27 protein-coding genes and 1 tRNA gene are annotated in these 25,867 nt (G+C 67.9%); 8 read left to right on the top strand and 20 right to left on the bottom strand.

Annotated elements, in window-relative coordinates; all coding sequences use genetic code 11:
- Positions 1-73 precede the first annotated feature (73 nt).
- From Q0653_RS02755 to Q0653_RS02730, 6 genes are all read right to left on the bottom strand, one after another.
- Positions 74-337, bottom strand: a complete 264-nt coding sequence (locus Q0653_RS02755) for a twin-arginine translocase TatA/TatE family subunit (RefSeq protein WP_298742443.1) — start codon at positions 335-337, stop codon at positions 74-76.
- Between the two features lie 69 nt (positions 338-406).
- A complete protein-coding gene (locus Q0653_RS02750) occupies positions 407-1,366 on the bottom strand; it encodes a WYL domain-containing protein (protein WP_298742444.1) in 960 nt (319 codons plus the stop codon).
- On the bottom strand, positions 1,363-2,364 hold the full coding sequence (locus tag Q0653_RS02745) for a WYL domain-containing protein (RefSeq protein ID WP_298942399.1): 1,002 nt from the start codon (positions 2,362-2,364) through the stop codon (positions 1,363-1,365). Before Q0653_RS02745 ends, Q0653_RS02750 begins: the two co-directional genes overlap by 4 nt.
- 44 nt (positions 2,365-2,408) lie before the next feature.
- Positions 2,409-3,356 (bottom strand): FKBP-type peptidyl-prolyl cis-trans isomerase, encoded by a 948-nt coding sequence (locus Q0653_RS02740; protein WP_298942397.1) that lies wholly within the window; start codon positions 3,354-3,356, stop codon positions 2,409-2,411.
- Positions 3,357-3,360: 4 nt separating this feature from the next.
- Positions 3,361-4,377, bottom strand: a complete 1,017-nt coding sequence (locus Q0653_RS02735) for a tRNA (adenine-N1)-methyltransferase (RefSeq protein WP_298942395.1) — start codon at positions 4,375-4,377, stop codon at positions 3,361-3,363.
- The gene (locus tag Q0653_RS02730; protein WP_298942393.1) at positions 4,374-5,060 is read right to left on the bottom strand and encodes an HAD family phosphatase; all 687 of its coding nucleotides are present in this window, start codon (positions 5,058-5,060) and stop codon (positions 4,374-4,376) included. The genes Q0653_RS02735 and Q0653_RS02730 overlap by 4 nt, the downstream gene beginning before the upstream one ends.
- Before the next feature lie 103 nt (positions 5,061-5,163).
- Between Q0653_RS02730 and Q0653_RS02725 the strand changes: the two genes are divergently transcribed.
- The gene (locus Q0653_RS02725; protein ID WP_298942391.1) at positions 5,164-6,030 is read left to right on the top strand and encodes a PAC2 family protein; all 867 of its coding nucleotides are present in this window, start codon (positions 5,164-5,166) and stop codon (positions 6,028-6,030) included.
- On the opposite strand, the gene Q0653_RS02720 is transcribed toward Q0653_RS02725, so the two are convergent.
- The gene (locus Q0653_RS02720) at positions 6,024-6,857 is read right to left on the bottom strand and encodes an undecaprenyl-diphosphate phosphatase (protein WP_298942389.1); all 834 of its coding nucleotides are present in this window, start codon (positions 6,855-6,857) and stop codon (positions 6,024-6,026) included. The genes Q0653_RS02725 and Q0653_RS02720 overlap by 7 nt on opposite strands.
- 19 nt (positions 6,858-6,876) lie before the next feature.
- Positions 6,877-8,169: a M20/M25/M40 family metallo-hydrolase gene (locus Q0653_RS02715; protein WP_298942387.1), complete on the bottom strand. Its 1,293-nt coding sequence runs from the start codon at positions 8,167-8,169 to the stop codon at positions 6,877-6,879.
- A 286-nt stretch (positions 8,170-8,455) separates the two neighbouring features.
- On the opposite strand from Q0653_RS02715, the gene Q0653_RS02710 reads away from it, so the two are divergent.
- Positions 8,456-9,301, top strand: a complete 846-nt coding sequence (locus Q0653_RS02710; protein WP_298942385.1) for a DUF559 domain-containing protein — start codon at positions 8,456-8,458, stop codon at positions 9,299-9,301.
- Between the two features lie 147 nt (positions 9,302-9,448).
- On the opposite strand, the gene Q0653_RS02705 is transcribed toward Q0653_RS02710, so the two are convergent.
- The 3 genes from Q0653_RS02705 to Q0653_RS02695 all read right to left on the bottom strand — a co-directional run bounded on the left by Q0653_RS02705 (position 9,449) and on the right by Q0653_RS02695 (position 12,615).
- Positions 9,449-9,533 (bottom strand) — tRNA-Leu (locus tag Q0653_RS02705).
- A 70-nt stretch (positions 9,534-9,603) separates the two neighbouring features.
- On the bottom strand, positions 9,604-10,695 hold the full coding sequence (locus tag Q0653_RS02700) for a VIT1/CCC1 family protein (protein WP_298942383.1): 1,092 nt from the start codon (positions 10,693-10,695) through the stop codon (positions 9,604-9,606).
- An 81-nt stretch (positions 10,696-10,776) separates the two neighbouring features.
- The gene (locus tag Q0653_RS02695) at positions 10,777-12,615 is read right to left on the bottom strand and encodes a DEAD/DEAH box helicase (RefSeq protein WP_298942381.1); all 1,839 of its coding nucleotides are present in this window, start codon (positions 12,613-12,615) and stop codon (positions 10,777-10,779) included.
- A gap of 65 nt (positions 12,616-12,680) precedes the next feature.
- Here Q0653_RS02695 and Q0653_RS02690 point away from each other — a divergent pair, with 65 nt between their 5' ends.
- Positions 12,681-13,565 carry an SGNH/GDSL hydrolase family protein gene (locus tag Q0653_RS02690; protein WP_298942379.1) on the top strand — a complete coding sequence of 295 codons (885 nt, stop codon included), beginning with the start codon at positions 12,681-12,683 and terminating at the stop codon, positions 13,563-13,565.
- 6 nt (positions 13,566-13,571) lie between these two features.
- Here the strand turns inward: Q0653_RS02690 and Q0653_RS02685 are convergent, their stop codons facing one another.
- A complete protein-coding gene (locus tag Q0653_RS02685) occupies positions 13,572-14,366 on the bottom strand; it encodes an RNA methyltransferase (protein WP_298942377.1) in 795 nt (264 codons plus the stop codon).
- Positions 14,367-14,440: 74 nt separating this feature from the next.
- Here Q0653_RS02685 and Q0653_RS02680 point away from each other — a divergent pair, with 74 nt between their 5' ends.
- On the top strand, positions 14,441-15,292 hold the full coding sequence (locus tag Q0653_RS02680) for a Sir2 family NAD-dependent protein deacetylase (protein ID WP_298942375.1): 852 nt from the start codon (positions 14,441-14,443) through the stop codon (positions 15,290-15,292).
- 40 nt (positions 15,293-15,332) lie between these two features.
- A complete protein-coding gene (locus Q0653_RS02675) occupies positions 15,333-15,938 on the top strand; it encodes a histidine phosphatase family protein (protein WP_298942373.1) in 606 nt (201 codons plus the stop codon).
- A 72-nt stretch (positions 15,939-16,010) separates the two neighbouring features.
- Here the strand turns inward: Q0653_RS02675 and Q0653_RS02670 are convergent, their stop codons facing one another.
- The 3 genes from Q0653_RS02670 to Q0653_RS02660 are packed head-to-tail and all read right to left on the bottom strand — an operon-like array spanning position 16,011 to position 18,468.
- Positions 16,011-16,814, bottom strand: coding sequence for a CoA ester lyase (locus Q0653_RS02670; protein ID WP_298942371.1), 804 nt, complete (start codon positions 16,812-16,814; stop codon positions 16,011-16,013).
- Complete coding sequence (locus Q0653_RS02665) at positions 16,811-17,290, bottom strand: MaoC family dehydratase (RefSeq protein WP_298942369.1); 480 nt, start codon at positions 17,288-17,290, stop codon at positions 16,811-16,813. The genes Q0653_RS02670 and Q0653_RS02665 overlap by 4 nt, the downstream gene beginning before the upstream one ends.
- Complete coding sequence (locus tag Q0653_RS02660; protein ID WP_298942367.1) at positions 17,287-18,468, bottom strand: acyl-CoA dehydrogenase family protein; 1,182 nt, start codon at positions 18,466-18,468, stop codon at positions 17,287-17,289. Before Q0653_RS02660 ends, Q0653_RS02665 begins: the two co-directional genes overlap by 4 nt.
- A 115-nt stretch (positions 18,469-18,583) precedes the next feature.
- Here Q0653_RS02660 and Q0653_RS02655 point away from each other — a divergent pair, with 115 nt between their 5' ends.
- Positions 18,584-19,195: a TetR/AcrR family transcriptional regulator gene (locus Q0653_RS02655; protein WP_298942366.1), complete on the top strand. Its 612-nt coding sequence runs from the start codon at positions 18,584-18,586 to the stop codon at positions 19,193-19,195.
- On the opposite strand, the gene Q0653_RS02650 is transcribed toward Q0653_RS02655, so the two are convergent.
- Genes Q0653_RS02650 through Q0653_RS02640 form a run of 3 tightly spaced genes read right to left on the bottom strand, consistent with a single transcriptional unit; the run spans position 19,192 to position 22,669 of the window.
- Entirely contained in the window at positions 19,192-20,508 is a 1,317-nt protein-coding gene (locus Q0653_RS02650; RefSeq protein ID WP_298942365.1) for a dihydrolipoamide acetyltransferase family protein, read from the bottom strand. The genes Q0653_RS02655 and Q0653_RS02650 overlap by 4 nt on opposite strands.
- On the bottom strand, positions 20,505-21,545 hold the full coding sequence (locus Q0653_RS02645) for an alpha-ketoacid dehydrogenase subunit beta (RefSeq protein WP_298942364.1): 1,041 nt from the start codon (positions 21,543-21,545) through the stop codon (positions 20,505-20,507). The genes Q0653_RS02650 and Q0653_RS02645 overlap by 4 nt, the downstream gene beginning before the upstream one ends.
- Positions 21,542-22,669, bottom strand: coding sequence for a thiamine pyrophosphate-dependent enzyme (locus Q0653_RS02640; protein WP_298942362.1), 1,128 nt, complete (start codon positions 22,667-22,669; stop codon positions 21,542-21,544). The genes Q0653_RS02645 and Q0653_RS02640 overlap by 4 nt, the downstream gene beginning before the upstream one ends.
- 177 nt (positions 22,670-22,846) lie before the next feature.
- Here Q0653_RS02640 and Q0653_RS02635 point away from each other — a divergent pair, with 177 nt between their 5' ends.
- Positions 22,847-23,350 (top strand): Lrp/AsnC family transcriptional regulator, encoded by a 504-nt coding sequence (locus Q0653_RS02635; protein WP_298942360.1) that lies wholly within the window; start codon positions 22,847-22,849, stop codon positions 23,348-23,350.
- Here Q0653_RS02635 and Q0653_RS02630 read toward each other — a convergent pair.
- Positions 23,268-24,260 carry a DMT family transporter gene (locus Q0653_RS02630; protein ID WP_298942358.1) on the bottom strand — a complete coding sequence of 331 codons (993 nt, stop codon included), beginning with the start codon at positions 24,258-24,260 and terminating at the stop codon, positions 23,268-23,270. The two genes, Q0653_RS02635 and Q0653_RS02630, sit on opposite strands and share 83 nt — an antisense overlap.
- 150 nt (positions 24,261-24,410) lie before the next feature.
- Here Q0653_RS02630 and Q0653_RS02625 point away from each other — a divergent pair, with 150 nt between their 5' ends.
- Positions 24,411-24,971: a CGNR zinc finger domain-containing protein gene (locus Q0653_RS02625; RefSeq protein WP_298942357.1), complete on the top strand. Its 561-nt coding sequence runs from the start codon at positions 24,411-24,413 to the stop codon at positions 24,969-24,971.
- Here the strand turns inward: Q0653_RS02625 and Q0653_RS02620 are convergent.
- The gene (locus Q0653_RS02620) at positions 24,931-25,830 is read right to left on the bottom strand and encodes an alpha/beta hydrolase (protein ID WP_298942356.1); all 900 of its coding nucleotides are present in this window, start codon (positions 25,828-25,830) and stop codon (positions 24,931-24,933) included. The genes Q0653_RS02625 and Q0653_RS02620 overlap by 41 nt on opposite strands.
- Between the last annotated feature and the right edge of the window lie 37 nt (positions 25,831-25,867).

The raw sequence follows: 25,867 nt of genomic DNA, 5'->3' as shown, positions 1-25,867 counted from the left end.
GCTTGTCATTGCGCGGGCTATCTCCTCGCGCGTCCGTGGTCGTGCGAGGATGTTCGGCCGTAGCCACGAGCCGCTAGGGCTTGGTTTCGGGCGTCGTGCCCGTTCCGACCGGCGGGATCACCGGAGGCACCGCCTCCGCGGAGACCGACGGCGCGGTGCCGGCGACGGGAGCATCGGCCGGGGCGTCATCGTCCTTCATCGCCTTGATCTCGCCCTTGAAGATCCGGGCCGACTGGCCCATGCTCTTGGCGAGTGCGGGGAGTTTGGCCGCCCCGAACAACAGCAGGATGACGATCAGCAGAATCCACAGGTGCGGACCGGCGAACAGGTTGCCCATGGCATCCTCTTTTCGAAAGTGAGCGGTCGAAGCTGATGACCACTCTACCTGTCGCGCTTGTGACCGGGATCAGCGGTACTGGGCGAGCCCTGCGTCAGCCCAGGCAGCCGCGGACTGCCGTGCCGACTCGGGAGCGGTGATCTCCAGATCACCGCCGAGCCGTGTCGCCGTGCGCTTGAGACTGCGGGCGTCGCCCACACGCACGCGCGCCGTCGCGAGGTCACCCTCGATCGTGATCGGATCGATGGCGACGTAGTCGGCCAAGAGGGGGGCAACCGACCTGCGATACCGCACGTCGACCGCGACGTCCGCGTCACCGGGTTCGAAGAGGTCGGGCACAGCCTCTCCGTCGTGCGTGATCGGGATGTTCGTCGGCCGGACCTCGCTGACCCGGTCGAGATGGAAAGTACGCATCGCGCCGCGCAGATGGCACCATCCCTGCAGATACCACTGGCCGCTCGCGATGTGCACCTTCACGGGGTCCACCGTGCGTATGGTCGCCGGGGCATCGGGCGCCTTGTACGTGAACGAGAGCGCGACTCGATCACGCAGGGCGGCTGCGACGGCAATGCGCAGGTCGTCGACGGCATCCGGCGCCACGATGAGCTCGGCCGGTGCGCTGGAGGCGCCGCGCGCGAGCTTGGCGAGCAAACCCTGGACGATCCCGCTGTCCCCGACGCCGGGGAGTGTGGCAGCGAGGTGCAGCCCGGCCAGCAGCGCCGCCGCCTCGCGCGCCGTGAGCCGCGGTGTGCGCTCGAGCCCGACCGAGTTCGTGATGACGATGAGGTCTCTTTCGTCCAGCAGATCCCAATCGATGTCGAAGAGATCGTTGGCCATCTGCCAGAAGCCACTCTCGCCGGGCAGCCCGATCACGGTGAGCTTCTCGACCATCGCGCGCATCTGGTCGGGCGTGACGTCGAAGGCATCGGCCGCTTCGACGAGGGATACCTCACCCTTCCCGATCAAATACGGCACGAGCTGCAGGATCAGGGCGGCGCGATCGGTGGCCACCAACGGTCGCGTCGTCATGCGTTCTCCCCCGCATCGGTGTGGAGCGCGAGCGCCCGTTCAAGCCGGTGGATCACTTCTTCGCGAAGCGCGGGGGGCTCGACGACACGAACTTCCGGACCGTAGGAGGCGAGCTCGTCGGCGAAGATGTGGATGTCGACATAGGGCACGCGAATGCCCTGCTCAGCCGGTTGGGCACGACGGCTCAGCCGCAGTGCCGCTTCCGTTCCAGGTTCGACCTCCACCAGGGCGAGCTGGCGGCCGGCGAGGTCCACCAAGCCCGCCAGTGCGCGCTCCCCCGCGTTCTCGCGCAATGCGATGTCGAAAGGCGTCCGGGTGATCTGCACGTCCGAGACGATCCGCGAGAGGAGGAACGTGCGCGGCTGGTCGTGCGCGAGATCGATCCCATACACGTGCCACCGTGCCTCGTATTCGAGCAGGGCGAGCGGCTGAATCCTGCGGAGGGTCGCGGCATCCTCCCCCGCCTTCAGATACGAGAACTCGACGACACGCCCCTGTTCGATCGCGCGCTGGAGCGGGGCGAACGACGGTGCACGCAGGTTGATGCGCGGCGAGTAACCGATGATCGGGGCGTCGACGTCGTTGCCGAGCGCTCGGATCTTGCGGAGTCCGGCGCGGGCATCGGCTGACATCGAGCTTTCGCTCCACACGCCGCCAGCGAGGTTCAACACCGCGATCTCGGCGGAGGTGAACTCGATGTCGGCGGGGAGTTCGTACTCGGCCGTAGGGATCCGGTACCGCGCCTCACGGAGATCATCGGGGTCGGCGTAGTCGCCGATGGTCTCGACGGGAATGCCCAGCCCCCGGATGTTCTCCTTGTCCCGCTCGAACATCTTCTCGAGCGCGTCCTTGGAGGCGCCCGTCTCGTGCTGCTCCCGGTAGCCCGCCACCGACGAGAGAATGGTGTCCTTCGTCAATCCCTGCTCGGTGGCCATCAGAGCTACCACCAGGTTGACCAAGCGCTCTTCAGGAGCGGTGCGCGTCGATTCCTTGGCCACCCGACCATCCTAGGCGGCGGGCGCCGAGCCGGCTCCCCGGGGCATCAGCGCGTCGCAGGCGCGTCGATGCCGAGAATGTCGATGACGAACACGAGAGTCGACCCGGCCGGGATCGCGCCCGACGCCTGATCGCCGTAGCCGAGCTCGGGCGGAATCACGGCGAGAATCTGGGAGCCGACGGTCTGCCCTTCCAGCGCCTCGGCGAATCCCTCGACGACGCCGTCCAGCGTGACTGCGGTCGATGCGCCCTTGTCCCACGTCGAATCGAAGACCTCACGGCCGGCCCACGTGACGCCCGTGTAGTGGATGCGGATCGCGTCATCGCCCGTGACCGCGGGCCCGTCGCCCTTCTTGAGCACCTCTACGGCGAGATCGGCGGGAGGTGCGGTGTCGGGAACGATAATCCCGGGGGCGCCGTTCGGCGCGAGGACGACCGAGGGCATCCCTCGGCGGTCGTTGTACTGGGGCGCGCCGTCGGCAGCCGCCAGGTACACCTTCTGCAGGTCCATCACGACGACGGCAGTGGCGTCTTCGGCGATACCGAGGTTCGACGCGGCCGCCTCCGAAAGGTCGGATGCCGGGATCGCCCCGACAATGCGTGAGCCTTCGGTGGCGCACATCATCATGGTCGCGAAACCCGCGTAGTCGGCCTTCCACTGCGACAGCGGCATGACCTGGGTGCCCGACGTCAAGATCGATTCGCCGGTTGCGCCGTTGGCGATCGCGACGGTGAAGACGACGTCCTGCAACTCGGACGTGACGGTGGTGCCCTCGCCCACGGTCGCATCGGTGAAGACGGTCTGGTCGACGTAGACGGGCGAGTTCACCTGCACGGCGGGGCTGCCGGTCTCACCGGACACGTCGAGCAAACCGAGGACCGACGAATCGTTCATCGGGCGCTCGCACGACGCCGCGGGCGATGCGGCAGAGCAGCCGACGAGGGTCAGAGCGGTCAAGCCGACGACGGCCAGGGCAGCAGGGATCCGGAGCACCGGATCAGTCTACGTCGTCGCTCGGGCCGTCCCCGGCCGCGGCGATACGCGCACCGTCCACCGCGCGTTTCGCGTCGCGCACCCGCTTGCGGAGGTTCTTGTCCGTGATCTGACGATCGCCGACCGCTCCCGGAGTCCAGGCCTCGACGTCGACGTCCGAGTAGGTCGGCTTCTTGAGCGCACGCTTGCGGACATCCGGAGGGATCGCGCCGGGCGCCAGGCGACGGGCGGTCAGGAGGAACCCGGTGTGCCCGACCATCCGATGGTCCGGGCGCACGGCCAGACCTTCGACGTGCCAGCCACGGATCATCGTCTCGGTGGCTTCCGGCTCGGTGAACAAGCCGGTGCCGCGCACATACTCGGCGACGCGGCTGAGCTGTGTCGCCGTCGCGATGTAGCACAACACAACTCCGCCCGGTGTGAGGGCGTCGGCGACGACATCGATGCACTCCCACGGTGCCAGCATGTCGAGGACCACCCGATCCACAGATCCCGGTTCGACCTCGGTGGGGAGGGCCTCGGCAAGGTCACCGACCGCGATCCGCCAGGTCTCCGGCTCGTGCCCGAGGAAGGTCTCGACGTTCGCTTGCGCGACCGAGGCGAATTCCGCACGCCGCTCGAACGAGATCAGACGACCCGACCCACCGATGGCGCGAAGCAACCAGAGCGACAGCGCGCCCGATCCGACCCCCGCCTCCACAACGGTCGCGCCCGGGAAAATATCGGCCGACGCGAGGATCTGCGCGGCATCCTTCGGGTAGACGATCGCCGCGCCGCGCGGCATCGACATGACGAAGTCCCGCAGGAGAGGCCGCAATGCGAGGTATTCATGGCCACCACTGTTCGTGTGCACCGAACCATCGGGCTGCCCGAGCAGTGCTTCATGCTTCAGCACTCCGTGGTGCGTGTGCAGTTCGCCGCCTTCGCGGAGCGTGATCGTGTTGAGACGGCCCTTGGGGCCGGTGAGCTGCACGCGATCTCCCAGCCGGAACGGGCCACTGGGGCGTAGGTCGATGTTCATGAGCGATCTCCGTCGAGGTGAGTGGTCGAGCCAGCGTGGATGCCGGCGATATCGTGCACGGTGCGCCCCTCGAGCGTCGGCCAGATCGTCGCGCCGGTGCCGACGAGCGACACCATGAGAGGCACGCCGATCGTCGGGATGCCGGCAGCGACGGCAGCGGTCACCCCGGTCGGCGAATCTTCGATCGCGACGGTGTCCGCCGGGGCGACACCGAGCGACGCGCACGCTTGCAGATAGGGATCCGGGTACGGCTTCGGGCGCGTGGCGTCGTCGCCGGAGATGATGACCTCGAACGAGTCGGGCGCAAGGCGCGAGACGACGAGTTCCGCCATCGGCCGCAGCGACATCGTCACGAGCGCGGTTCGGACTCCGGCCGCACGGAGCTCGGCCAGCAACTCCGCGGCGCCGGGCCGGAGCGGGTTGCCACGCTCAGCGAGCTGGCGCATGACCTGGTCGGTCAGATGCTGGACGATCTCGGGGACGCTCATCCGGACCCCGGCACCTTGAAGGATGGCGCCAGAGGACTCCAATCCCTTGCCCACGAGGGTCAGGGCCTGCTCGTGCGTCCACGTGCCGCCGAAGCTCTCGACCAGCGCGGTTTCCGCGCTCATCCAGTACACCTCGGTGTCGACCAGCGTCCCGTCCATGTCCCAGAGAACGGCAGCGGGGAGCGAAGAAGTCATCGGTCTATGCTACCGATGACCGCTGCACGCCCGTGTGTTCCGAGCTGGTGTGAGGCACTCGGCGTATCGTGGGGGGATCGATTCGCAGAGGGTGAGGAGCACGGTGGACAGACTGGGGCAGCGGGTTCTCGTGATCGCGTTCGACGGGTGGAACGATGCCGGCGAAGCGGCCTCGTCGGCGGTCGCGCGTCTGCGCGAGGGTGCCGACTACACCGCGGTGCTGTCGGTCGATCCCGAGCTCTACTTCGACTACCAGTACACCCGGCCGCAGATCGCTCTCGAGACCGACGGGTCGCGCACCCTCTCGTGGCCTGAAGCGACCCTCTGGCGTCCGACGGGCGAATCCGATGGGACGCGTCTGTGGGTGCTCACCGGTGTCGAGCCCGCGCGCGCCTGGCAGGCCTTCGCCGCTGAGTTCATCGACGCAGCTTTGGCTGAAGACATCACCGGGATCGTCGCCCTCGGGTCGATGATGTCCGATGTCCCGCACACTCGCCCGATCTCGATTTTCTCCGGCAGCGAGAACGAGCAGCTCCGGAGCGCACTCCATCTCGAACGACCCACGTATGAGGGTCCGGTCGGGATCCTGAGCGTGTTGACGCTGGCTGCCGAGCAGGCCGGCATCCCGTCGGCAGCACTGTGGGCGTCGATTCCGCACTATGTCGCGGGGCATAGCCCGTCGCCCAAGGCCACGCTCGCGCTTCTGGATCGCCTGGCCGAGATCACCGGCGCGGAGTTCCCGCGTGATGATCTGCCGGCCGCGGCCGTCGCGTGGGAAGCCTCGATCGACGCTGCTGCCGCCGACGACGAAGAGATGACCGAGTACATCCACCAACTCGAGCAGACCCGTGACGCCTGGGACTCCCCCGAAGCGTCAGGGGATGCCATTGCACAAGAGTTCGAGCGGTACCTCCGCCGTGACGGCGACGGACCGGGCAAACCCGGCCGGGATTTCCCGCCGCGTCAGTAGGCCTGGAGCGCGCCGACGCTCAGCAGGATGATGAGCACAACGCCGAGCACGAGTCGGTAGATCACGAACGGCAAGAAGCTGCCGCGCTTGAGGTACTGCATCAGGAACGCGATCACCGCGAGGCCGACACCGAACGCGACGACCGTGGCCACGGCGGTCTCGAACAGACTGAACACCTGTGCGCCAGGCTCCTGGAACGCCTGCAGCAGTTCGTACAAGCCACTTCCGAACACCGCGGGAACCGCGAGAAGGAACGCCACCTCCGCGGCCGCCGGACGCGTGTAGCCGAGCGCCAAGCCCATCGTCGTGGTCGCCCCGGAGCGGGAGACCCCCGGGATCAGAGCGAGTGCCTGCGCGAAGCCGAGCGCCACACCGTGCGGATACGTCAGGTCTTGCTCGTTGCGCGTGCGACGGCCGAGTGCATCGGCCGCTCCGAGGAGCAGACCGAACACGATCAGCACGATCGCGACGAGCCACAGGTTACGGAAGGTGTCGCGGATCACGTCTTGGAAGAGGAAACCGAGCACACCGATCGGGATCGTGCCGAGGATGACGATCCAGCCCATGCGCGCATCCGGATCGTTGCGCGGGACCGAACCGGTCAGCGACCGCGCCCATTGCGCGATGATCCGCATGATCCGCCCCCAGAAATACACCAGCACCGCAAGCTCGGTGCCGATCTGGGTGATCGCGGTGAAGGTCGCGCCCGGGTCTTGCGCCGACGGCAGCAACTCGCCGGCGATGCGCAGATGCGCGCTCGATGAGATCGGCAGGAACTCGGTCAGCCCCTGCAGAAGTCCCAGGATGATCGCCTCGATGAGGTGCATGACGGCCTTTCGCTGGGGATCAGTACGTGCGGAGCAGATCGGTGAGCACGCGCTGCCCGAATACGAGCGCATCGATCGGGACGCGCTCATCCACACCGTGGAACATACCGGTGAAATCGAGCTCCGCGGGAAGGCGCAACGGCGCGAACCCGTATCCGGCGATGCCGAGCTCAGCCAGGGCCTTGTTGTCCGTTCCGCCGCCCATCAGGTAGGGCACGACGGGAATGCCGGGATCGTGTCGATCCAGCGCGGCCACCATCGCCTCGACGAGCGCGCCGGAGAACGGTACTTCCAGCCCGATATCGCGGTGCGCGATGTCGATCTCGATGTCGTCCCCGACGATCCGCTGGATCTCAGCGAGGACAGCGTCCTCCTGGCCCGGGAGCGTGCGCACATCGATCGCGGCGACGGCGGCATCCGGGATCACGTTGTGCTTGTAGCCGGCCTCGAGGCCGGTCGGGTTGGTCGTCGTGCGGAGCGTCGATCGGAGGAACCCGGATGCCGGTCCGGTGCGGTCCGCGACGTCGTCCGGGTGCGCGGGGTCCCCTCCGCAGAGGGCAGCGAGGCCGTCGATCGTCTGCCGGGTGGTCTCGGTCAGCTCGATCGGCCATGCGGTACGCCCGAGCGTGGCCACGGCTTCGGCGAGTCGAGTGACGGCGTTGTCGGGATGGAAGCGGCTCCCGTGCCCGGCGATCCCCTGTGCTCGGAGCCGTAGCCAGACGAGAGCCTTCTCCCCGACTTGCAGTAAGTACGCGCGCTGATCACCGACCGGAATCGAATAACCGCCGACTTCACTGATGGCCTCCGTGGCGCCCGCGAACCACTCGGGCCGGTCGCGCACCACGAGTTGGGACCCTTCGACACCACCGTTTTCCTCATCCGCGAAGAAGACGACGATGATGTCGCGGGCCGGTTGCTCGTCGGCACGAAGGATCTCCGCGAGGGAGGTGAGGATCATCGCGTTCATGTCCTTCATGTCGACCGCACCGCGGCCCCACAGCATCCCATCGCGGACGACCCCGGCGAACGGGTCGACACTCCAGTCGTCGGCGACCGCGGGAACCACGTCGAGGTGCCCGTGCAGCACGAGTGCGGGTTTGCTCGGATCGCGCCCGGGGATCCGTGCCATCACATTCGTGCGCCGGAGTATCGGCTCGTAATACACCGGCTCAAGGTCGAGCGCTTCGAGGTAGGCGCCGACGTACTCGGCCGCCTCCCGTTCACCGTTCGCGCGCCCCTCGCCGTAGTTGGTGGTGTCGAAACGGATCAGGTCTTGCGCGATGCGCGCGACCTCGGGAAGCTCCTCAGACATGCTCTCCACGCTACCGGCCGTGGCGCAGCGGATTCGGCTCCGCGCGTGCACCGGATTCGGATCCGCGCGTGCACCGGATTCGGATCCGCGCGTGCACCGGATTCGGATGGATGCCGCAGATTCGGCGCGGAGCACGCTCCGGCATCCGATTCTGGTGACATTCTCCGAATCCGGTGCCGGCCGCGGAAGGCGCATCGTCTCCTCCCCCGCGGCCCGCCTGGCGCATCTGTCCACCGATGGGGCTTCGCGCCCCTCAGAGCGTGTCCGAGACCGGGAGGGTAGGGCGATGGACCTCACCGCGTGGATCGACGACCGGGGCGGCATCGTGCACCGCCAGACGCTGCTGGATGCCGGTGTCTCCCCGCACACACTCCGCGCACAGATCGCGGGCGGCGCCGCCAGGAGGGTCCGACGATACTGGGTCGCGACGCCCGGGGCTCCGCCCCCGCTCGTGCTGGCTGCCGAGTGCACCTCGCAGCTCACCTGCATCACCGCGGCGCGCCACTTCGGCTGGTGGATCCCGCCCGACGCGGACCCCCGCATGCACCTGCGCGTACCGCCACACGCGCGCGCTCCCCGCGCGGAGGGGCACGACATCGTCACGCATTGGTCGCACGCCCTCGTCCCGTCCAGCGGGACCACACTGGTCGCATCCGTCTACGACGCATTCGAACATGTCGCGGGGTGCCTCCCCCGCGAGCACGCCCTCGTCATCTGGGAATCCGGCATTCGGTCCCTCCGACTGTCGGCAGCGGAGATACGACGTGTCGCCTGGCGCACGCCGGCCGCGCGCGAGCTCGCTGCGATCGTCACGGGCCTGATGGACTCGGGGCTCGAGACGATCTTCGCCACCCGGCTCGCGCCGTGGGGTCTTTCGATTCGTGCGCAGGTTCTCCTCGCCGGACATCCGGTCGATGCCCTGATCGGAGATCGGCTGGTGGTGCAACTGGACGGTTTCGCCCACCACTCGTCCTCCACTGACCGGACGCGGGATCTCGCGCACGACCGCGAGCTCATCGCGCGCGGCTATACCGTGCTGCGGTTCTCGTACGTCGAGGTGCTCTACCGCTGGGAGCAGGTCGAGCGTGCGATCGCCCGCGCCGTCGCCCAAGGTTGCCACCTGGCCGCCTGATGCGCGTCGCGCGCGGAGCGGATTCGGATGGATGCGTCGGATTCGGACGAAATCGCGCACCGGCGACCGAATCCAGCGACAATCTCCGATTCTGGAGGGCGCGCCGGCACACGAAAAAGGGCCCCTTTCGGGACCCTTTTCCATCTGTGCGCGAGGGGGGACTTGAACCCCCACGCCCTATCCGGGCACTAGCACCTCAAGCTAGCGCGTCTACCTATTCCGCCACCCGCGCAGATGTTGTTTTCGGTTTCGCAACCGAAGAACGACATTAGCATGACCGGCGGCTCGCTCAGAAATCGCGGCTACACCGACACCTCGAACGCGAGTCCGAGCGCGTAGGTGACAGCCGCCGCGCCGAACCCGATCGCCAGCTGACGAAGCCCCCGGCGCAAGGGCGGTGCGCCGGAGAGAAGGCCGACCATCGCGCCGGTCGCCAGCAGCGCAAGGCCGACAAGCGCCAAGGCGAGCGCGACCGCCGGGGTGCCGCTCCACCCAAACAGCCACGGCACGATGGGGATGATCGCACCCGACGCAAAGAACAGGAAGCTCGAGCCCGCAGCCCCCAGCGCGCTACCGACGGTTTCGTGGTCGACGGCCCGTTCGGGAGCTCGCGTGTAGGGGACGGACCGGTCCGCGGCCTGTGCGACCTCGATGACGTGCTGGGCGGCAGCGAGCGAGTCTGCGGCGCTCATGCCGCGGGTGCGGTAGACCAACGCCAGCTCGTTCGCATCGAGGTCGAGGTCCGGCAGTACGTTGTCGGCGTCATTGCTGGGCTCCGTTGCATCGAGGAGTTCGCGTTGCGAACGCACCGAGACGAACTCCCCGGCGCCCATCGACAGCGCGCCGGCGAGCAGGCCCGCGATTCCGCTGAACAGCACGAACTGCGGGGCGACACCGGTGGCACCGATGCCGAGCACCAAAGCCAGATTGGAGACGAGCCCGTCGTTCGCTCCGAAGACGGCGGCGCGAAAAGTCCCCGACAGGCGTCGTCGCCCGCGAGCGGCGAGGCCACGGACGACCTCTCCGTGGATCCTCTCGTCAGCGACCATGCGCGCCGTCGCGAACGGCTCGCTTTCGTAGGGCGAACGCCCTTCCGCATTCTGCGCGAGAGCCAGGACGAAGATGGAGCCGAAGCGGCGGGCCAGCAGGCCCAGCATCCGCGACCCGGCACTCGCGCGCGGCAGCTTCGCCGGCTCGCCGCCGAGCAACTCGAGCCAGTGGTGCTCGTGACGCCGTTCCGCCTCGGCGAGGGCCAACAGGATCTCTCGCTCCTCGCCATCGCGGCGCAGGGCCAGATCTCGGTAGACCTGCCCCTCGGCGCGCTCGTCGACGAGGTATTGCGCCCATCGGCGGCGATCGCGTGCGGTGGGCTCTACGGGGTGGGAAACACTCACGATTCCACGCTAGGCGGCGCGTGTTTCGCGTACGGTACCGATGCCGCGATTGCCAGCATTTCGGCGCTCCGAAGCGCGGGGTCAGGCGTGGACGCGCCGCCGGAGCACCTCGATACGGGCCTGGAGTTGCGCAACCGTCGCACGCGCGACCTCCGGTCCGCCGCAGACCCGACGAAGCTCGGCATGCACGGCCCCGTGCGGCTCGCCGCTCTGGCGCGCGTACAGCCCGACCAGACTGTTGAGGAGCTGTCGCTGCTCCTTGAGACTGCGATGCAGTGCGGGCGGAAGGCCGGGATCCACCGCGTCAGGTGAGGCTTCCGTCGCGGTCGCGCTCGATTCCCCCGCCTCCCGGACACGGCGGTGACGGGACTGCCGGGACTGCCGCTGCATGAGGAGTTCGTGGACGTGTTCGGGCTCGAGCAACCCGGGGATGCCGAGGAATTCCTCCTCTTCGGGGGTTCCCGGAACAGCGAGCTGGCCGAACTCACGCCCGTCGAACAGGACACGGTCGAAGTGCGCGACCGAACCGAGCGCCTGATACGAGAACTCCTGTTCGAGTTCGTCGGAGGCCTTCTCCTCGCGTTCCGCCTCGCTGATCAGATCGTCGTCGAGGAGCCCGTCGTCGTCCTTCTCGCGGTCGAGTGCATGGTCGCGTTCTCGTTCCATCTCGCCCGCAAGCGCGAGCAGCTGAGGCACGTTGGGGAGGAAGATCGAGGCGGTCTCACCGCGGCGGCGCGCACGCACGAAACGCCCGATCGCCTGCGCGAAGAACAGCGGGGTCGATGCGCTCGTCGCGTACACTCCGACCGCCAAACGCGGGACGTCCACGCCTTCCGACACCATGCGGACAGCCACCATCCAGCGCGAGGTCGACTCGGCGAACGTCTCGATCCGACCGGACGCAGCCTTGTCGTCGGAGAGGACGACCGTGGGCTGCTCCCCCGTGATGTCGCGGAGGATGGCGGCGTAGGCGCGCGCGGCTGTCTGATCGGTCGCGATGACGAGGCCGCCGGCATCCGGAATGTCTTCGCGCACTTCGGACAGCCGGCGGTCTGCGCTGCGTAAGACGGCGGGAATCCAGTCACCCTCGGGATCGAGCGCGGTCCGCCACGCCTGCGCTGTCACATCCTTGGTGTTGTCCTGACCGAGATGCGCCTCGAGCTCGTCGCCCGCCTTCGTGCGCCACCGCATCTTGCCGGCGTAGACGAGGAACAGAACGGGGCGCACGACGCCGTCAGCGAGGGCGCGGCCGTAGCCGTAGTTGTAGTCGGTGCGCGACAGGCGAATGCCTTTGTCGTTCGGGTGATATTCCACGAACGGAATGGGCGCAGTATCGCTGCGGAACGGGGTGCCGGAGAGCAGAAGTCGGCGCGTCGCGCGACCGTACGCGTCCCGCAGCGCCTCGCCCCAACTGAGGGCGTCGCCGCCGTGATGGACTTCGTCGAGCACGACGAGCGTGCGTGCCTCGATCGTCAACCTCTGGTGGACGGAAGACTTCACCGCGACCTGCGCATACGTCACGGCGGCGCCGTGGTAGTGCCGAGCCGGAGCGTGCTGTCGGTTGCTGAACCGGGGATCCAGGCGGATACCGACCCGCGCCGCGGCATCGGCCCACTGCGTCTTGAGGTGCTCGGTCGGAGCCACCACGATGATCCGATCGATCACGCCGCGGCGCAGCAGCTCACTGGCCAGACGCAGGGCGAACGTCGTCTTTCCGGCGCCAGGCGTCGCCGCGGCGAGGAAGTCCCGTGGTCCCTTTCCGACGCCATCCGGACCGTCCGCATCGAAATAGGCCTCGAGCGCTTCGGCCTGCCAGGCACGAAGGTTCTGCGCGGTTCCCCACGGGGCGCGCTGCGGGAAGGCAGGCGAGAGGTGCTCAGCGGCAAAGCTGCCGAAATGCTCCTGCTGGTCGCCGTCCACGAGTGACCACCCTAAGCGCTGGCACCGACACGATAGCCTCGAAGTGACCACAAGTCAGGAGAGTCATGGCGAAGAACGAGCCCACGCCGGATCAGCACCGGACCCCCTACGTGCCCAACGAGACGGCGCATCCCTGGCGGCGGATGGTCGCGATCGGCGACTCGTTCACCGAGGGCATCGGTGACCCGATTCCCGACACTGTCGACGAGCATCGCGGCTGGGCGGACCGGGTGGCGGAGGTCCTCGCCGAGCAGGTCGACGACTTCGCCTACGCGAACCTTGCTGTCCGCGGAAAGCTCATCCGCCAGATCGTCGCGGACCAGGTTGAGGCGGCGCTGGCCCTCAGCCCGGACCTCATCACCTTCTCGGCAGGCGGGAACGACGTGCTTCGTCCGGGCAGTGATCCGGATGCTGTCGCGCAGCGGTTCGAGGATGCCGTCGCGCGGTTGTGCTCTCAGGGAGCGACGGTGGTCGTGTTCACGGGCATCGATACGGCCTTCACGCCGGTGTTTCGCGGCATCCGCGGCCGGGTCGCGATCTACAACGAGAACATCCGCGCCATTGCCGACCGCTACGACTGCATCGTGGCCGACCAATGGGCACTCAAAGCGATTCAGGACAGGCGGTTTTTCGACGATGATCGCCTGCACATGAACGCGCTCGGCCATCACGAGGTCGCCCGTATGGTGCTGCGGGCGCTCAACGTGCCGAACGACCTCGCGCCGATGCAGCCCGATCCCGTTCCCCGCATGACCTGGCGTTCTGCTCGCGCCGGTGATCTCGTTTGGGCGCGCACTCACCTCGTTCCGTGGGTCCTGCGCCGCTTGCGCCACCAGTCGTCGGGCGACAACATCACGGCGAAGCGGCCGGATGCCGGCCCCGTCGGCCTCCCGGTGATGACCGAGGCGCCGGCGCGCGACGGTTCGGGGGATCCCGGCTCGCGGATCTGACGCTTCTCAGGGGCGCAACGCCCACAGCGCGACGGCGGCCGCCGCGGCCACGTTCAGGGAGTCCACTCCCCCGGCCATGGGAATCGTGACGACACTGTCTGCGGACTCGAGTGCGCGACGGGTGAGCCCGTCACCCTCTGCGCCCATCAGGAGGGCGACACGGTCGGGTCGGTGGGCGGCGAAATCGTCGAGGCTCACGGCGTCATCGGTCAACGCGAGTGCCGCGACATGCACTCCGGCGTCGGTGAGGATGCCGCGGGCGTCGCGCCAGGCCGGCATCCGGGTCCAGGGAACTTGGAAGACCGTCCCCATGCTGACGCGGACACTCCGGCGATAGAGCGGGTCTGCGCACCGCGGACTGATCAGCACCGCGTCGGCGCCGAGCCCGGCCGCCGCCCGGAAGGCCGCTCCCACGTTCGTGTGGTCGACGATGTCTTCGAGGATCAACACGAGGCGCGCATCGGCGAGCACCTCTGCCATCGGCAGGGGGTCCGGGCGATGCATGGCTGCCAGCGCACCCCGGTGGACGGCGTACCCGGTGAGTTCTTCTGCGACGGCGTCGTCGACGACGAAGATGGGCGCATCACCCGCGAGATCGCGCACGTCGTCGAGCCACTTCTCCTGCACGAGGACCGATCGAGGACGGTGACCGGCGGCCAAGGCGCGCGTGATGACTTTGGTCGATTCAGCGATGTACAGACCGCCGGCGGGTTCGAGCACACGGCGGAGGGCCACATCGGTCAGGTCGCGGTAGTCCGCCAACTGGTCATCGGTGGGGTCATCGACGCGGAGGACGGGCATGGCTCCATGGTGCCACGGCATCCGTAACATCCCGGAAAAGCAGGACGCGTAGGCTCGACCACGGAGAGGATCGGATGTCCACCGTGCTCGAGTTGGATGCGCAGGCCACGGCCGCTGTCGGTCGCGCGATTGACGCGCTCGCCGGGCGCCGTATCGCGGTCCTCACCGGTGCCGGCGTCTCGACCGACTCGGGAATCCCCGACTATCGCGGGAAGGGTGCGCCGACACGGACGCCCATGACGGCGCAGCAGTTCTTGGCGAGTGAGTCCGCCCGTCGTCGCTACTGGGTGGGGAGCCACCTCGGGTGGCGCGCGTTCGCCGCCTCCGCCCCCAACGGCGGTCACGCGGCACTGGCCGACCTTGAGCACCAGGGTGTCGTCAGCGGCATCATCACCCAGAACGTGGACGGCCTGCATCTGCGCGCCGGCAGTCGCCGCGTCGTCGAGCTGCACGGAACCATGCGTCGGGTGCTCTGCACGCACTGCGGGCAGGTGTTCGACCGTCGCGACCTCGCGGTGCGGGTTGAGGCCGACAATCCCTGGATCACGGTGCCGGAGAACGTCGAGCTCGGGCCCGACGGGGACGTTCTGCCGTCCTCGAGTGATGCGTTCAGGGTGCCGGAGTGCTCGGTCTGCAACGGCATGCTGAAGCCCGATGTGGTCTTCTTCGGCGAGTACATCCCGATCGAGAAGTTCCAGGAAGCGGAGCAACTCGTGCGCACGAGCGACGCGCTCGTGATCGCCGGCTCTTCCCTGGTCGTGAACTCCGGCATCCGGCTGCTCGAACGCGCACGACGCCGCAAACTCCCGGTCGTGATCGTCAACCGCGGGCAGACGCGCGCAGACACCCGCGCCACGGTGAAGGTGGATGCCGGCACCACAGAGGTCCTCCGTACGCTGGCCCAGGCGCTTCCGGCTCTGCGCTGAAGCGGGCGGGATGTGTGGCCGGGCGGCGTAGGCTCGAACGGTGACAACGCTTCTGCTCGTGCGCCATGGTGAGACCGATTGGAACGCCGCGCGCCGCATCCAAGGCTCGACCGACATCCCCCTCAACGACACGGGCCGTGCACAAGCGCGCGAGACCGCCGAGGTGCTTGCGGAGCGCTTCGCGGGGCTGGATCCACTCGTCGTTTCGAGCGACCTGTCGCGGGCACGTGAGACCGCCGAGATCATCGCGGCTACGCTCGGCGCCGCCCTCGCGCACGCGTACCCACAGCTGCGCGAGCGCGCTTACGGGGTGGCCGAGGGACTGTCGATCGAGGAGTACCACGAGAAGTTCGGCGCCTGGGATCGTGAGAACGTTCCGGATGCCGAGACGTCACCGCAGCTGCGCCGACGGGCGGTGGGGGCGGTGCGCCGCGTGGTCCGCGATGCCCGGCTGCTCCACTCGCCCCGTGATGTGCCGGTGATCGCCGTTTCCCACGGCGCCCTCATCTCGCAGCTCATCCGGCACGCGAGCGGCGACGCCCTGCCCCTGCCGGGAGAACGCCTCGCGAACGCGTCGACGCATGAGTTCGTCATCCAGCGGCATCACCTCAGCGTGCGCTCCTACGACGCCGTGCCCATCGCCTGACGCCGCCTTGCGGGGTCAGGTGCTGCCGCATCCACGGCGGGATGCGGCATCTGCTGCCCCGCGAATCACGCGTTATGCGCGCGCGAGCACTGATCGCGCGTGGCGCAGGATCGGCTCGTCGACCATCCGCCCTTCGAACGCGAAGACCCCGCGCTCTCCCTCGGCGGCCGTGAGTACCGCGCGCGCCCAGGCGAGAGTGGCCTGATCGGGACGGTACGCGGCGCGGATGGTCGGAACCTGCGACGGATGGATGCACGCGCTCGCCGTGAAGCCACTCGCCGCGGCGTCTTCGGCCTCGCGGCGGAGGCCGCTGTCGTCGGCGAGGTCGAGGTGCACGGCGTCGATCGAGGCCTTGCCCGCTGCCCCGGCCGCGAGCAACACCCGTGCGCGTGCATGACGGGCGATGTCGCGGTAGCGCCCCCGCGCGTCACGACTGGCGGTGCCGCCGAGTGAGGCGACGAGATCCTCCGCTCCCCACATGAGGGCGATGACATTGTCGAGCCGCGCGATCTTGTCGGCAGCGACGACCCCGGCCGCCGTTTCGCACAGCGCGATGACCGAGAATCGCGGGTCGATGCGCGCAATCCGCTTGGGTGAAGAGGCTTTCGCGAGCATGATCGCCCGGAAGTCCGTCTGCGACAACGTGGCGAGGTCGGCGTCGAATTCGGGCGTGCCCAGCGGATTGACCCGGACGATGACCCGCGCGGGATCGACGTGCGCATCGATGAGCGCGCCGCGCGCGACGACTTTGGCCGCGGGAGAGACGGCGTCCTCGAGATCGAAGATGACGGTATCCGCGCGTGCGAGCGCTGTGGCGAACCGCTCGGGACGGTCAGCAGGGCAGAAGAGCACCGCGGGGCCGAGTGCGGAGCTCATGACGCCTCGCCCTCGGGCCGGCGCCACATCAGTGCCACCCGCGTCGCCGTCGCCACCACGTCACCGTGCTGATTTCGCCCGGTGTGGCGCATCGTCACGATCCCTTGACCGGGACGGGACGACGACGGCCGCGCGGCGAGGATCTCTGTCTCGGTCATGAGCGTGTCACCCGCGAAGAGCGGATGCGGGAACTCGATGTCCGAGAGCGCCACTTGTGCCACGAGAGTCCCCTGAGTCAACTGGGACACCGAAGCTCCGACCATCGTCGAGAGCGTCCACATCGAGTTGATGAGACGCTGGCCGAACGGCTGGGTCGCCGAGAACGCGGCATCCAGATGAAGAGCCTGCGTGTTCATCGTGAGCGAGGAAAACAGCACGTTGTCGGCTTCGGTTGCCGTCCGCCCCGGTGCGTGACGATAGCGCGCACCGATCACGAACTCCTCCAGGTACAGGCCGCGCTGAACGATGTCGGTCATCTTTTCCCGCCGTCCAGGAGCCCGAGAGCACGGGCGATCACGAGCAACTGCACCTCGGTGGTCCCTTCGCCGATCTCGAGGATCTTCGAATCGCGGAAATGACGCGCCACCGGGTACTCGTTCATGAAGCCGTTTCCGCCGAAGATCTGGGTGGCATCACGCGCGTTGTCCATCGCTGCGTCACTCGCGGTGAGCTTGGCGATGGCTGCTTCGGTGGTGAACGGCAATCCGCTATCGCGCAGCCGCGCGGCGTGCAACCAGGCTAGTCGTGCCGTGTGGACCCGCAGGTGCATCCGCGCGATCTGGAATTGGATGGCTTGCCGGCTCGCCAGCGGCTCTCCGAACACACGGCGACTGTGCGCGTAGTCGATCGCGGCTTCCAGACACCCTTCCGCGGCTCCGGTCGAGAGCGCGGCGATGGCGATGCGTCCTTCGTCGAGGATGTGCAGGAAGTTCGAGAACCCGCGCCCCTGTTCACCGAGCAGGTTCCCCTCCGGCACACGAGCCGAGACGAACGAGAGCGGATGCGTGTCGGAGGCGTGCCAGCCGACTTTGTCGTAGGCGGGTCCCACCGTGAAACCCGGCGTGCCGGAGGGGACGATGATCGTCGAGATCTCCTTCCGCCCGTTCCTCTCCCCCGTGACCGCCGTGACGGTGACGAACCGGGTGATGGGTGTGCCGGAGTTCGTGATGAACTGCTTGGCGCCGTCGATGACCCATTCACCCGCGTCGAGACGTGCCGTCGTGCGGGTGGCCCCGGCATCCGACCCTGCCTCCGGCTCGGTCAGCCCGAAGCCGGCGAGAGCGCGGCCGGCGAGCAGGTCCGGCAGGAGGTCGGCGCGTTGCGCGTCGCTGCCGAATCGGAAGACGGGCATCGCGCCGAGGCTCACCCCGGCCTCGAGGGTGATCGCGATCGACTGGTCGACCCGCGCGAGAGCCTCGATCGCCAACCCCAGTGCGACATAGTCGCCGCCCTGCCCCCCGACATCCTCCGGAAACGGCAGTCCGAACAGACCCATCTCCCCCATCTGTGCCACGACGGTCATCGACAGGGTGTGGGTGCGGTCCGCGTCGTAGGCCTGCGGAGCGACGACCTCGTCGGCGAATGCGCGCACGAGGTGGGCGAGTTCGCGCTGATCGTCGGTCAGACCGTACGAGGACAGATCCAGCGCGCCCATGCCATCTCCTTCGATGTCCGCGGATGCCGCCCGTTCACGCCTGTTGGCGCACGGACGCAACAATGGGTTAGTGTTCATTAACCCGGCGTCACCAGGTTAGCGAGGATTAACTGGAATGGCAACGACATCCCCTGCCGCAGAGGCAACCCCGCGCGAGCGGGCGAAGGTCGATCGTCATGACGCGCTTCTCCGGGAGGCCGCCCGCCTGTTCGCCGCGACCGGGTTCGACGGTGTCAGCCTGGAAGACCTCGGAGCGGCGGTGGGCATCACCGGTCCTGCCGTATATCGACACTTCGCGAGCAAGCGGGCACTCCTCGGCGCGATCCTCGTGCGAGCGAGCGAGGATCTGCTTCGCGGAGGACAGGCCGTCGTCAACGAGCCCGGAGACGCCGAGGCGCATCTGCGCGCACTCGTCGGGTTCCATGTGCGGTTCGCGCTCGCCGATGCCGATGTCATCCGCGTCCATGATCGCGACCTGCCGCACCTGAGCGACGACGACCGACATCGGGTGCGCCGCTTGCAACGCGAGTACGTCGAGCTGTGGATCGCCGTACTCGGGGTGCTGCATCCCGATCTCTCCGCGGATGAGCTGCGGGTACGCGCGCACGCCGGCTTCGGGCTGATCAACTCGACGCCGTACAGCGTGCGCGCCCTGGCGACCATGCCGCACGACGCGGTCGTCCAGGACGTGCTGGCGGCCATGGCGCTCGCCGCCCTCCACGTCTAGCCGAGGAGCATGGCCCGTCCGGGCGAGCGAAGGACGTCGCCGACCGCGACCAGGAACCGCGCGCCCTGCTCCCCGTCGGCGAGTCTGTGGTCGAACGACAGGCTGAGCGTGAGGACATCGCGCAGTGCGATCTCGCCGTGGTGCTCCCACGGTCGGGAGCGCACGGCGCCGACGCCGAGTATTCCGGCCTCCCCGGGGTTGAGGATCGGTGTACCCGCGTCGACGCCGAAGACACCGAAGTTCGTGATCGAGAACGTCCCGCCACTGAGCGCCGACACGGGCGTGCGGCCGGCTCGTGCCGTCGCCGCCAGCGCGCTGATGGCGTCCGCCAGTTCCACGAGCGTGAGTCGCTCGGCATCCGGCACGTGCGGGACGATGAGTCCCCGCTCGGTCGCCGCCGCGATCCCGAGGTTCACGTAGTGATGCTGAACGATCTCCGCAGCATCCCCATCCCAGCGGGAATTCAGCGACGGCTCCTGTCGGAGGGCAAGGCAGACGGCCTTGGCGACGACGGTCAAGACCCCGATGCGATGTCCTTCGAGCCGCCTGTCGGCGCGGAGGTCGTCCAGCAGGCGCGTCGTTTCCGTCACATCCACGTCGAGGAAGCACGTGACGTGTGGGGCCGTGAAGGCGCTCCGCACCATGGCCTCGGCCGTGTGCTTGCGGACCCCGCGGATGGGCGTGCGCGTTTCCCGCTGCTCCGGTCGGGATGTGGATGCCGGTGTCCCGCTGGGCGTGACGCGCGTCGCAGCGTAACGTTCGACATCGTCGCGGGAGATGACTCCGGAGACTCCGCTCGCTTCGACGAGTGCGAGGTCGACGCCGAGCTGTTTCGCGAGCGCGCGGACCGGAGGCGTCGACCGCGGGCGCTCGTGACGCACGTCGGCGGGCGTCGGCGGCAGAGCGTCGTGCGGTGCCGCGTCTCGCACCTCCGTGTCGGAGGCCGGTGCCCCGATGACCGCACGCGCCCGCCGTCGAGGGCGTCCGCTCGCACGCGGCGCAGCTCCGTACCCCACGAGATTGGGCGGGATCACATCATCGGAATCCGTGTCGGGCGCCACAGAACCGTGAGCTGACGGCACGTCGATAAAGATCAGCACCTCCCCGACGGCGACGACTTCGCCCGCCGCCGCGTGCACGGAGTGGACGGTACCCGCATACGGGGACGGGAGCTCGACGATCGCCTTCGCCGTCTCCACCTCGGCGATCGGTTGATTGAGGGTGACGGTGTCACCGACGGCGACCATCCACTGCACGATCTCCGCTTCGGGAAGACCTTCCCCGAGATCGGGGAGACGAAACTCGGCGGTCATCGCGCAGGCTCTTCGCGGTGGACGACGTCGTCGATCGTTCCGCTGAGGCTGTGCGGCCGGTCACACACGCGGTCGACCGCATCGAGGATTCGATCGAGGTCGGGCAGGTGATGGCGCTCGAGTTTCGCGGGCGGGTACGGGATGTTATGACCCGTCACGCGCAGTGGCGGCGCCTCAAGGAAGGAGAAGCACTGTTCCGTCACGCTCGCGATGATTTCGGCGCCCACTCCCGCTTCTCCCCCCGCCTCGTGGGTGACGACCATGCGGCCGGTCTTGCGAACCGATGCCGCGACGGTGCCGTAGTCGACCGGCGAGAGCGAGCGGAGGTCGATGACCTCCAGCGAGATACCCTCGTCTTCGGCGGCGAAGGCGGCATCCATTGCCGTGACGACCTGCGCACCGTACGTCACGATCGTCGCGTCGGTGCCCTCTCGGACGACCCGGGCAAGACCCATCGGCGCGGCGTCGGCCGTGTCGACGTCGAGGTCGACGTCACCCTTCGCGTGGTAGAGCCGCTTCGGTTCGAAGAAGACCACCGGATCGTCACACGCGATCGCCTGCTGCAACATCGTGTAGGCATCCTGCGGATTCGAGACGGTGACCACGCGGAGCCCCGCGGTATGGACGAAGTACGCTTCGGGAGACTCGGAGTGATGCTCGGCTGCGCCGACGCCCCCGGCCCAAGGAATGCGGATCGTCAGTGGCATCTTCACGCGCCCTGCCGTGCGGTAGTGCAGCTTCGCGACCTGGCAGACGATCTGGTCAAACGCGGGGTACACGAATCCGTCGAACTGGATCTCGACGACGGGTCGGAAGCCACGGTAGGCCAAGCCGACGGCTGTGCCCACAATGCCCGATTCCGCCAGGGGAGTGTCGATGACGCGGCGTGGGCCGAACTCGTCGAGCAGGCCATCGGTGATGCGGAACACTCCGCCCAGCGTGCCGATGTCCTCCCCCATCAGGAGGACGCGGTCATCTGTCGTCAGAGCGCGGCGTAATCCCGCGGTGAGTGCCTTGCCCATGGTCATCTGCGTCATCGCCCCGCCTCCTGGTCGTCGGGGAACCCGTCGAGGAACGCAGCGAACCGGCGGCGTTCGCGGTCGAGACCGCTGTGGGGTTCGGCGTAGACATGATCGAGCACGTCGAGCGGCCGCCGGCTGACCGCGGTGAGCACGACGGTACGCATCTCGGTCGCGAACGCATCGCCCGCGGCCGCGACATCGGCCACGAAGGCATCGTCGAAGGCATTCTCGACCCGAAGATAGGCCTCGAGCCGGGTCAGCGGGTCGCGTGCACGCCACCGTGCCACGTCGGCTTCCCGCCGGTAGCGGGTCGGGTCGTCGGAGGTCGTGTGCGGGCCCATCCGGTAGGTGACTGCCTCGAGGAAGACGGGCCCGAGCCCGCGGCGTGCATGATCGAGCGCCCAGCGCATCGCGGCGGTGCAGGCCAGCACATCGTTGCCGTCGATGCGGAGACTCGGAATGCCGAACCCCGGGGAGCGGCCCGCGATCGGATATCGCGACTGCACCGTGACCGGCTCGGAAATCGCCCACTGGTTGTTCGAGCAGACGAAGACCATGGGGGCGGCAAACGACGAGGCGAAGACCATCGCCTCGTTCACGTCCCCTTGACTCGTGGCACCGTCACCGAAGTAGGCCACAGCGACCTGATCGGCGTCGTCTCGCTGAATACCCATCGCATAGCCGACCGCGTGCAGGGTCTGCGCGCCGATGATGATTTGCGGTGTCGCCATGTGGAGCTCGTGCGGGTCGAAGGTCCCGTGCATCTCGCCGCGCCATCCGAGGAGGAGATCTGCCGGGCGCGCATTTCGCATGGCGAGTACGCCGACCTCGCGGTAGCTGGGGAAGAGAAAGTCGTCGGGTCGGGTGGCCCGTGCCGTACCGACTTGGACCGCCTCCTGACCCTGGGCCGGCGCCCAGAGACCCAGATGTCCTTGACGCTGGAGAGCGACACCCTCCGCATCGATCCGCCGGACCAGAGCCATGTCGCGGTACAAACCGCGAAGAACTTCGGTATTTAGATCGGCGATCCACCGATCCAGCTGAGGGTCAGCCCGGCGCTCGCCGTGTGGCGTCAGCAACATCGCCACGTCGTCCAGGTCGGAGTCACGGGCAGTGGGCGGGGTCAGGGTGTACGTCATCGTCGTCCCTTCTGTTTTCCGGCCGTGGGTCTCGTGAACCGTGGGCCGTCGCAGAGCGTCGGCCTCATCGCCGATGGAGTCGAGGCTACGTCTGCATCGCACCTCGCTCAAGCATCCGGATCCCCGTTGAGCATGTTGCGTAACACGAGAACCCTTGGCCTGTTATGGTTGGGCACTATGGGACTTCTCGACCACGTAGATCTGGAGCTGCTGAACGCGTTGGCCGATGACCATCGCGCCACGGTCGTCGCACTCGCCGACCGTCTCGGCCTCTCGCGCAACACCGTCCAGGCGCGCATGGCGAAGCTGGAACGATCGGGGGTGTTCTTGTCTTTCGAGCGTGCGATGTCGCCCAAGGCGCTGGGGCTTCCGATCGAAGCCATGATCAGCATCACCGTCCATCAGGCCGATCTCCCCCGCATCACCTCCGAACTGGCCGAGCTTCCCGAAGTCGTCCAAGTGCACGGGCTGAGCGGTCAGATCGATCTGATGGCACGCGTGGCCGCGCGCGACACGCAGCACCTCTTCGAGGTGGATGCCCGCATCCTGTCGATCGACGGCGTGGAACGCACCGAGACCTCACTGGTGATGGGCGAGGTCATCGGCTATCGCGTACGCCCTCTTCTGGAGGCGCTACGCGCGGAACCAGGTCGACCGGCGTCCCCACCGCGCTCGGCGTGACGACGTCCGCCTCGGCGGCATCCAAGCGCACCAGGATCACCCCGACCAAGATCAACGCGCCACCGACGAACTGGATCACCGCCGGCGTTTCGTCGAGCAAGAGCCACGCGAACGCCAGTGCGAAGAGGACTTCAGAGAGCCCGATGAAGGATGCCAGCCGCGAGCCGATGCGCGGCACTGCCATCACGCCGAGCGCGTAGCCGAGCGTCGTACCGACGGCGCCGACCCAGAGCAGCGGCACGAGACCGGGCATCTCGACACCCCGGAAAGCGACTGTCGCATCCGGAGCAGTGAACGGCATGATGCCGGTGACAGCCAGAGCCACCATGAAGAGCGCGCCGACGAGCAAGCCGCCGGATGCAAGAGCGAGCGGCGGCAGGTCGTCGCCGGTCCGCTCGGACATCACGAAGTAGACGCAGACGCACACGGCCGCGGCGAGGGCGAGGATCGTTCCCAGCAGATCGAAGCGTGCACCGGCGATGTCGACGACGAGGACGAGTCCGGCGACGGCGACCACCGAGCCGGCGAGTACCAGCCGGGAGGGCCTGCGCCGCGTCCGCAGCCACACGAACGCCACGAGCATGACCGGGGCGAGGTATTGGATGAGGAGCGCGACAGCCACCGGCATCCGCTGCATGGCTGAGAAGAAGAAGAGCTGACATCCGGCGACGGGGATGAGCCCGAACGCCAGGAGCGCCCATCCATGCCGACGAAGAAAGGACCGCTCGCGGGCGATCGTGCGGATGAGCAGAGGCGAGAGGAGGAGGCCGGCAAGACCCATCCGGACGATCAGGGCGGCCGACAACGACCATCCTGCCTCGAGCAGTGGCTTGACGAGCGGGCCGCTCGAGGAGAACGCGAGCGCCGACACGACGGCCAAGACGATCCCGGTCGTGCGATGGACGGGCATGCTTCGGGTCTGCGTCAGGTGAGTCGGAAGAGGAGCCGTGTGCGTCACGAGCGGCCTGCGTTCTACGGGGACAGGTGCACGCCGGCGCCTGTCAGGGGTGTGAGGTGTTTACACTAGTGACGGTACGGCCCTCGAGAGTCAGGAGTCAACATGGTTTTCATCCATGACACCGAAATGTCTCTGCGCGCGGCCGCCGCGCTCGTGAACACGCTTCCCGCCACCGACGGCGATGGGATCGACCGCCTGGTCTCACAGGCCGATTTCGACACCTATTTCGACGAGTACGCGTACACCGGCACCTTCCACCGCGACGATGCGGAGCTGGATATGGTGCGCGGGAACCGGCAGCGCCTGCGCGCCCTGTGGGACGTCGACCGGGAGGAAGCGGTGCCGCTCGTGAACGCGATGCTGCGAGACGGTCAGGCGCTCCCCCAGCTCGTGATCCACGACGGGTTCGACTGGCATATCCATGCCACCGAGTCGGACGCGCCGCTCTCCACCCGCATGCTGGTGGAAGCCGCCATGGCGTTCGTCGACATCATCCGATCCGACCAATGGGATCGCGTGCGCATCTGCGACGCAGATGACTGCGAGTCCGTCTACATCGACTTCTCGAAGAACGGCTCCAAGCGCTACTGCGACACCGGCAATTGCGGCAACCGCATGAACGTCATCGCCTACCGTCGGCGGAAGGCCGAAGAAAGCGTGTGATCGCCGCCGCCGCTTCGCTCGGCTTCTCGTAGTGGATGAGGTGGCCGACGCCGGTGATTTCGACGAGCTCGGCCTGAGGGAAGAGCGTCTGAAGGTGACGCTCTGCCTCGATCGGCGTGATGTCGTCGCGGTCCGCGGCGATCAAGAGGGTCGGCTGAGTGATCCGGGGCGCGAAGGCGCGGACATCGTGTGACACCGACGCCACGAATCCCTCGTGCAGGACGTCGCGATCGGCGAAGCGGGAAAAGTACGTGTCGTGCTGATCGTGGATGAAGGTGCGGAGCTCGGCATCCTTCGTCTTGGCCATCGAGACGCTCATGACGCGGACGATCAGGCCATTGCGCAGAAGTGCGTCCCCGATGGGTTTCGGCAGCTTCGCGCCCGCCCAGTAGTAGAAGACGGCGAGCCGCGTGAGGATGCCGCGCGGGCCCTCGAGGGCGGGAGCGCCGATGGGATTGACGAGGATGACCTTCGGCACCTCGAGCCCTCCCGCCACCGCCGCGGCCACGACAATCGACCCGAACGAGTGGCCGAGCACAACGGCACCCGGCGCAACGGCGCGCACGAAGTCGGTGAGCCAGTCGGCGTAGGTCTCCAGCGTGTGCGGGACAGCGGGGAGAGGAGCCGTCTCGCCGAAACCGGGCAGGTCCGGGGAGATGATCCGGATGTCGTCGAGGTAGGCGACGACGGGATCCAGACCATGGTGCTCGCCGCGATATCCGTGCACCGCGACCACGGTGGTCTCCGCATGAGGGTCACCGTAGACCCAGTACGCCGTCGTCCCGCCGCGCACGTTCACCTCGTGGCGCTCCACGGGAATCTGCGCGAGACGGGAGGCGTAGGGAGACGGGGCGACCATCCGTCGAGTCTACGAGCGCGGCGTGGCCTCCCCGGTC

The organism is uncultured Microbacterium sp. (assembly GCF_947488465.1).
Lineage (GTDB): Bacteria > Actinomycetota > Actinomycetes > Actinomycetales > Microbacteriaceae > Microbacterium.
Note: the sequence above shows the minus strand (reverse complement) of the source record. Positions and strands in the feature narration are given on the sequence as shown.

Bases quoted from the DNA above. Each gene is read 5' to 3' on its own strand.
- Q0653_RS02755 (WP_298742443.1), bottom strand. From the start codon at position 337: ATGGGCAACCTGTTCGCCGGTCCGCACCTGTGGATTCTGCTGATCGTC.
- Q0653_RS02750 (WP_298742444.1), bottom strand. From the start codon at position 1,366: ATGACGACGCGACCGTTGGTGGCCACCGATCGCGCCGCCCTGATCCTG.
- Q0653_RS02735 (WP_298942395.1), bottom strand. From the start codon at position 4,377: ATGAACATCGACCTACGCCCCAGTGGCCCGTTCCGGCTGGGAGATCGC.
- Q0653_RS02730 (WP_298942393.1), bottom strand. From the start codon at position 5,060: ATGACTTCTTCGCTCCCCGCTGCCGTTCTCTGGGACATGGACGGGACG.
- Q0653_RS02720 (WP_298942389.1), bottom strand. From the start codon at position 6,857: ATGCACCTCATCGAGGCGATCATCCTGGGACTTCTGCAGGGGCTGACC.
- Q0653_RS02715 (WP_298942387.1), bottom strand. From the start codon at position 8,169: ATGTCTGAGGAGCTTCCCGAGGTCGCGCGCATCGCGCAAGACCTGATC.
- Q0653_RS02710 (WP_298942385.1), top strand. From the start codon at position 8,456: ATGGACCTCACCGCGTGGATCGACGACCGGGGCGGCATCGTGCACCGC.
- Q0653_RS02690 (WP_298942379.1), top strand. From the start codon at position 12,681: ATGGCGAAGAACGAGCCCACGCCGGATCAGCACCGGACCCCCTACGTG.
- Q0653_RS02685 (WP_298942377.1), bottom strand. From the start codon at position 14,366: ATGCCCGTCCTCCGCGTCGATGACCCCACCGATGACCAGTTGGCGGAC.
- Q0653_RS02680 (WP_298942375.1), top strand. From the start codon at position 14,441: ATGTCCACCGTGCTCGAGTTGGATGCGCAGGCCACGGCCGCTGTCGGT.
- Q0653_RS02670 (WP_298942371.1), bottom strand. From the start codon at position 16,814: ATGAGCTCCGCACTCGGCCCCGCGGTGCTCTTCTGCCCTGCTGACCGT.
- Q0653_RS02665 (WP_298942369.1), bottom strand. From the start codon at position 17,290: ATGACCGACATCGTTCAGCGCGGCCTGTACCTGGAGGAGTTCGTGATC.
- Q0653_RS02660 (WP_298942367.1), bottom strand. From the start codon at position 18,468: ATGGGCGCGCTGGATCTGTCCTCGTACGGTCTGACCGACGATCAGCGC.
- Q0653_RS02655 (WP_298942366.1), top strand. From the start codon at position 18,584: ATGGCAACGACATCCCCTGCCGCAGAGGCAACCCCGCGCGAGCGGGCG.
- Q0653_RS02650 (WP_298942365.1), bottom strand. From the start codon at position 20,508: ATGACCGCCGAGTTTCGTCTCCCCGATCTCGGGGAAGGTCTTCCCGAA.
- Q0653_RS02645 (WP_298942364.1), bottom strand. From the start codon at position 21,545: ATGACGCAGATGACCATGGGCAAGGCACTCACCGCGGGATTACGCCGC.
- Q0653_RS02640 (WP_298942362.1), bottom strand. From the start codon at position 22,669: ATGACGTACACCCTGACCCCGCCCACTGCCCGTGACTCCGACCTGGAC.
- Q0653_RS02635 (WP_298942360.1), top strand. From the start codon at position 22,847: ATGGGACTTCTCGACCACGTAGATCTGGAGCTGCTGAACGCGTTGGCC.
- Q0653_RS02630 (WP_298942358.1), bottom strand. From the start codon at position 24,260: ATGCCCGTCCATCGCACGACCGGGATCGTCTTGGCCGTCGTGTCGGCG.
- Q0653_RS02625 (WP_298942357.1), top strand. From the start codon at position 24,411: ATGGTTTTCATCCATGACACCGAAATGTCTCTGCGCGCGGCCGCCGCG.
- Q0653_RS02620 (WP_298942356.1), bottom strand. From the start codon at position 25,830: ATGGTCGCCCCGTCTCCCTACGCCTCCCGTCTCGCGCAGATTCCCGTG.